This is a genomic window from Roseitranquillus sediminis (assembly GCF_016918935.1).
Classification (GTDB): domain Bacteria; phylum Pseudomonadota; class Alphaproteobacteria; order Rhodobacterales; family Rhodobacteraceae; genus Roseitranquillus; species Roseitranquillus sediminis.
The window spans coordinates 1-5857 of sequence record NZ_JAFFOB010000010.1 but is presented as its reverse complement, the minus strand read 5'-3'; the positions used below and the strand labels follow the sequence as shown (position 1 = coordinate 5857).

Annotated in this window: 4 protein-coding genes; 2 read left to right on the top strand and 2 right to left on the bottom strand. The window is 64.7% G+C overall.

Annotated elements, in window-relative coordinates:
- Window positions 1–450: 450 nt before the first annotated feature.
- Window positions 451–855: a helix-turn-helix domain-containing protein gene (locus JM664_RS05650; protein WP_227418952.1), complete on the bottom strand. Its 405-nt coding sequence runs from the start codon at window positions 853–855 to the stop codon at window positions 451–453.
- 380 nt (window positions 856–1235) lie between these two features.
- On the opposite strand from JM664_RS05650, the gene JM664_RS05645 reads away from it, so the two are divergent.
- Window positions 1236–1505, top strand: a complete 270-nt coding sequence (locus JM664_RS05645) for a helix-turn-helix domain-containing protein (RefSeq protein ID WP_227418951.1) — start codon at window positions 1236–1238, stop codon at window positions 1503–1505.
- Window positions 1506–1508: 3 nt separating this feature from the next.
- Here JM664_RS05645 and JM664_RS05640 read toward each other — a convergent pair whose 3' ends face one another.
- Window positions 1509–2423 (bottom strand): replication initiation protein, encoded by a 915-nt coding sequence (locus JM664_RS05640; protein ID WP_227418950.1) that lies wholly within the window; start codon window positions 2421–2423, stop codon window positions 1509–1511.
- Window positions 2424–2747: 324 nt separating this feature from the next.
- Here JM664_RS05640 and JM664_RS05635 point away from each other — a divergent pair, with 324 nt between their 5' ends.
- Window positions 2748–3407, top strand: coding sequence for a hypothetical protein (locus JM664_RS05635; protein WP_227418949.1), 660 nt, complete (start codon window positions 2748–2750; stop codon window positions 3405–3407).
- The last annotated feature ends 2450 nt before the right edge of the window (window positions 3408–5857 follow it).

Here is a 5857-nt window from a genome sequence, read left to right as displayed (position 1 = left end):
CTCAGGCGAAGGCCAAGTTCCCGCGAGTGCCTGAAGGCTCGTCCCATTCGGCCTGAGGCCGCGCCTTGCCCGAACCTGGGGATACTTGCAGGAGCCGCTGAGAGGGCCCGTAGAGACCGAGAAGGCTCCGGCGAACCTGCCAGGGGACGCTAAAGAAGGAAGCGCCAGGATTTCGACGCTGCCTCGGGCGGACTGAGACGCCAAAAGCCCCGTCAACGGAGGGCGCTCAGGTCAGAGAAAGGAGGGTCTATGACTTTCCTCGAAACACTGATCATTGGAGTGATCCTGATCATCATCGAGAAGCTCGTGAACCGCTGGTTCTAGGTGCCTCGACCTCGTCTCCGGCCTTGATCTGCATGTGCAGTCAAAGTCGGAGCCCTTGCGGCCCCTCGCGCGGACCGCTGCGCGGCGGGCAGTCGACAGTCAGAACGCTGTGACAGAGACCAAGTATCAGCCGGACAAGAGGCGCCGAAGACGGCTCCATACGTGCGCCTGTGGCGGCTGTGGGACGGCAGGTGCCGCCAACGCGAAAGCGCGTTCTTCGGCCCTGTCCAAGCGGCTGCGAAGGTCGTCGATCGTCTCCTGCTCACGCCGCAGCTGCGCCTCGAGCATCTCAACCTTGACCAGGAGGACCTCGGGGCTCTCATGGCCCGCGGCCCGTTCCTGTTCCGAGCCGTCCCGATGTGATGTCTCGCGCGCGTCCCTTGGGAACACCCGCGCCAGCTCGGCGGGGTCGATGGCATAGGAGCCATGGTCGCCACGCTGGGCTGACAAGCGCCCGCTCTTGATGGCCCGATGGATCGTTGACCGGCTGCAGCCCGCCTCGGCCGCCGCCTCTCGCAGCGTATAGCCCATGCCTGTCCCGCCTCTGTGTCTCGCCGTCTCATCGCGCCGTTTCAGAGACGTTCCGCTCGGAACGGTCTCGGGTCAATCACCGAAACGGCGCCTACCCTGATCCCAAGGCTGTTGTGTCGTGGAGGCTGCGGGCGGCCATGTAAGCAAAATTTAAACCGTTGGAAGCATATCCTCCGCTCGAAGGCAGATCAGAGGGGTCCCAATGGCCATAAATCGCAGGAACGTCGTCAATTCGGACATCTTAGGGGATGCCGTCCCCGCCGAACCAAAACCGCACCAAAGGCGGCAGGTCGCAGTTGAACTCGAAGGCTTTGGCCTTCGATTTCGCGTGGCCTACGCCGCCGCCCAAGGGGAGAAGCTCCACCACGAGGACGATCCCGATGATCGGTAAGGAGGTGCGGGAATGGAGGGAGCGAAACGGCTACCGGCAGGCTGACCTTCTAAAGGAGCTGGGTATCGGATCGAGAGGCACTCTGAGCGCCTTGGAGAACTCCGAGAAGGAGATCCCCCGTCAGATGGAACTGGCGCTGATCGCGCTCGAGGAGAACCCAGGTCTACGCATCTACCACGGGCGCAAGGACACGTCTCATAGGAAGACGCGAAAGAGCGAGCAGGTGAAGCCGTACTGCCTGCGCAATCTGGTGATCTGACCCCTAACCATCTTGTCCTCGCGGAGCTTCAGCCAACGCCTGCGCCAGCTCCTCCCGCGCCCGGTCTTCGGCCGCGGCGATCAGCTCGGCCTTGCCGTCACGTCGCGCCTTTCTCCCGACTTTCGGCCGATCGAGCTCCCTCATAGCCTCGACCCGAGCTGCGTGGTCCTTCACGCCCCAGGTCAGCGTGACCCCCACCACCCGCCGCCCCCGCGTGATCGGGACGTACCCGGCATGGAAGCCGGCGAGCTGGTTGATCTCGGCCATCGCAGGCTCAAGCGCTCGCAGCTTGAAGTCCTGCCAGCGCGGCAGCTTGCCGGCCGGTACGCCCACCAGCTCGCGCAGCTCGTCTAGGGCGAAGGCCTCTGACGCCTTCCGCAGCCCAGCTCGCAGTGACATGACGGCATAGAGGCGCAGGGCGTACTTGCTCTCGAACGCCATCACTGCCCGCCGCGAGATGACCGCCCAGTGGCTGCTGTTCGCGATGGCACGGCGCAGCGCTGGCGAGAACTCAAACCGCAGCTCGGCCTGCGCCTCCCGCTCATCCTCGCGCTCCACGTCCGACAGGATCGGGCCGGATTTGGTGAAGCGGCGGCCTCGCGCGTCCGTCAGCTGCAGCCGCAACGTCGTCGTGTGCAGCTCCTCGATCAGGCGCTGCAGCTCGGGGAGCGTGGCGTGGAAGGTCTCGTTCAGCGCTGCCAGCGTGATCCGGTGTTGCACCTGGTCGGCGATCCTGACCCCCGCGGCCTGCACTAACAGGTGGAAGAGCTTCGCCCCTCGCAGCGTCATCCTCCCGCCTGCAGGGAAGCGCATGTCCACGATCTCACCAGCCTCGACGATGGCGTCAGGGTTCTCGCGATGCGTGGCGATCGCCCTCAGGGTCGTGTGCTTCGGCGGTGGAGCTGTCGGGTCGGCCATGGGGAACCGATACACACGCGGCGTTCCCGAAGCCAGTTCCCGCACTCGCAATCCGTTCCCGTAGGCTCGCAATCCGTTCCCGTAGCACTCGCAATCTGTTCCCGTAGGCTCGCAATCCGTTCCCGTCAGCCAGATTTTGCAAGAAAAATCAGCGCTTTGCGAGACACCGAACAAGAACAAGAGAACAATGAAAAGAGCGTCAGCCGTTAGTTCGCCATCTGTTCCTTGACGGACGCGGCAGGCGGTGTCACTATATCTCGTACATAGTGGGCGGATAACCACCAAATCAGGGAGGAAGAAGAGTAACCAAGATGGATCGATCGTATGCAAGAGACGCGCCACATCGGCCGCAAGGCTAGTAGCAACATCCTCCACGCCATCGACTTTGCGAAGTTCATCGACCACCCGCTGAACCTGTACGTCGTCATCCGCTTGGGCGAGACCGAAGACCCCGCCCTCGTCTTCCAGAAGATCCACCACAAGTGCCGCGTGTGGCTTCAGCGCCGGCTACAGCAGCTCGGCCGCGAAGTCCTTCCGCCCTTGTACGCCTTCTCGCTTGAGAACCCGACCCAGTGCCGGCCTCACGTCAACTGGATGGTTCATATCCCAGCTGAGCTGCATCGAGAGTTTCAGCAGAAGCTGACTCAGTGGGTCCGCAAGGCATCGGGATCAGAACCTGGGTTGCGCGACATCCACATCTCACCAGTCGATCCGTACACGGACAAGAGGCTGGGGAATTACATCGTGAAGGGCACAGATCCGCGCTACGTTGACCACCTGCACCTTACCAAGGTCGCTTGCCTGCAAGGTCTCGTCCGAGGGCGCCGGGCATCTCCCAGTCGCGCGCTCAGCCGCGCCGCTCGTGCTGCGGCTGGCTTTGTCCCGCGCCGTGACAGGGACAAGTGGAAGGCGCGACTAGGGGACATTGCGGAGAAGCCGAGAAGGCTCATGCCGCCGCCAGCTGACGAGGCCACCTGGTTCTAGTCATCGTCACGGTGGCGACGGGCGCGGCGCAATCCGAGGACCGCCTTCACGACCAGGAGGGCGAGAAGGATCAGGCGGAGGATGTCAGTAAGGTCGGCGACGGACATGACGTTTCCTGCTCTCAGGTGGTGAGAACCGGGCGCACGTCATATGCAGCCGATGCAAAGAACGTAGAGACAGGCGCGCTTCGTCGCAAGTAGGATCAGCCGCGGGATTCAACCTCCGGTCGGCTCACATAACGTCCGTAGGGCGACGTTCGCGGTTCGTTACGGCTGGGGCGGATCGCCCCCAGGTTGCTAGCGCGGGGCAAAAAAGATGGGCCACCACGATCTGCTACATCGTGATGGCCCTTCACTAGAGCGGTGTCGGGTGCCGGTATGGCACTTACTCTAGGAACTTTTTTCTAGTGCGCAGGTGGGAACGTCAACGTTGCCGATCAAGATATCCGCCTGCGCCGGCCAATATAATCCAGATTAATCAATGCAATACGGTTTTGCTCACGGTCTCGTGACCTAAAATAGTGGTCATCGTTTGGGCAATGTTACTAGTTCTAGAAGCGTGGGCTCGAGGTGAGCCTGAAGACCTGCCTAACGCGGGCACATGGAGCCAAGGCAATGTATTTCATCATTGCTGCGCTCTATGGGGCTGTGGCGATCTGCTACGTCGTGATGGCCCTTCACTAGAGCGGTGTCGGGTGCCGGTCTCCTCCAGGAGACCGGCATTTTTCTCCGCACTGCGCCGGCCGTAACCTCCGGCCAAGTCCTGGCTCGGGGCGCTTAACCAGACCCCCGTTTCGCTCTTGGTTAACGGCCCCTCGGTGCCGCTCATGCGCCCATGAACCAGAGCCCAAGTTTCACGGATCGTGTTCTGCTCGTCCTCGGGCTGATCGTCTTCGCCGTCTTCGTGCGGGGCGGCGTCCTGCTTGTCGCAAGCGCCTTCTGAGGGCTGCATGGCTCGGAGCGGATGGGACGCGCGGAACGCACTCGAGCGCGAGTTTGGCCGCCGCTATTGCCACGCACCTGCCGGCTGGTGCGTCTATTGCGGGCAACCCTGCGGGCGAAAGCGGGACCATGTGCCGCCGATCCGGTTCGCCGCTGAGTTCAGCGAGGAGCTGGCGCATTGGGTGTATCCGTGCTGCCGGCCCTGCAACTTTGCGCTGGGGCCTATGCAGGCGCGATGCCTGGTCCCGCGGGCGCGCCACGTCCGAGCGGTCGCTTTGGCCGCGTTGGCGGCTGGTGTCGCAGACATTGCGGAGCGGCAGCGCCTCGAAGCGGTTGCAGCGGAGGTGGCCGCGCGGCTCAACGTCGGCCGGTACCGTGAGCTGTGCCTGTGCCGGACGGTGCCCCCAGAGCGGCCGCAGCCGGCGGTGTACCGCGCGCGGTGCCAGCACCTGGTGGCTGGAACGAGCCTCGCCGGCCCGGCCGCCCCCTGTCTCAGTGATGCCGAGAAAGGGCAGCGGCTCAGCGCAAGGCCCTGAGAGCCGCGGAGCGAGCCGAGGGCGGTCAAAGCAGAACCCGCAGGGGGGACGCGGCCCGGCGGAGAAAGGCGGGCGTGTAGCCCCCCTGCCAGCGCCGCTGCGGCGCCAATGCGGCCGGGAGGTATGTCCTGGGCCGCGCCAAGCCCGAAGGGCGCGGAGGCCGAGAGGCCGGAGTTGCGTGCGCGCGGGGTCTCCCTCGCGCGCACGCATACGCGCGCGCGCATGCGCATCTTGCTCAAGCATACATTTAGTGACAGGCGCCGCCGGGTCCGGTCGGGGCCGCGCTCAGCCCGGTGTGCCGGTCGTTCCAGGGGACCGCGCGGGGCGGGCCAGGGCGGGCCGGGTGGCGGTGTCACGAGAAGGGGCTGCGGATCGCGCTCAGCCCGGCTTCGCCGGTCGTTCCTCGGGAACGCGCGGGGCGAGCTGTCAGCCCTCGGGGTTCGGGGTGTCCCCGACCAGGCGGCGATCGGCGGCAGAGATAGCTTCAGAGCGTCTGAGAGAGCCCGTGGAAGGCCGAGTGAGAGTGGGGGCTCATCACCCGGCCGCAGCGGCACTGTACGCTCCAAGGCCCCTCTGAGCGGCGCACAGCGTGTCAGCTACTCACACGGAAGGCAGGGCATCCTCCGGAGACGTCAAGGATCGGAGGAGGAGGCCCTGCCGTCTCATGCGCGCGTTTTCTTGTCCCAATATCGCAGTTAGTGACACCGGCCGCCGCGGCGCCAGCCGAGCGGCCGGTGTCACATCCACCGTCGAGCTGGCGAGACGAGTGCTGAGAGCCGCACCAGGGCGCGGCGAAGCCGGAGCACCTGGTCGTCTGTCACGGGCAGCGAAGTGGGAACGGTCAGAGCTGGTGCATGGACGCGAAGCGGTCATTCGGCCGAAATCGGTCGCGCACCTCAGGCGAAGGCCAAGTTCCCGCGAGTGCCTGAAGGCTCGTCCCATTCGGCCTGAGGCCGCGCCTTGCCCGAACCTG

Coding starts and splice junctions, on each gene's coding strand:
- JM664_RS05650 (WP_227418952.1), bottom strand. CDS start 855: ATGGGCTATACGCTGCGAGAGGCGGCGGCCGAGGCGGGCTGCAGCCGG.
- JM664_RS05645 (WP_227418951.1), top strand. CDS start 1,236: ATGATCGGTAAGGAGGTGCGGGAATGGAGGGAGCGAAACGGCTACCGG.
- JM664_RS05640 (WP_227418950.1), bottom strand. CDS start 2,423: ATGGCCGACCCGACAGCTCCACCGCCGAAGCACACGACCCTGAGGGCG.
- JM664_RS05635 (WP_227418949.1), top strand. CDS start 2,748: ATGCAAGAGACGCGCCACATCGGCCGCAAGGCTAGTAGCAACATCCTC.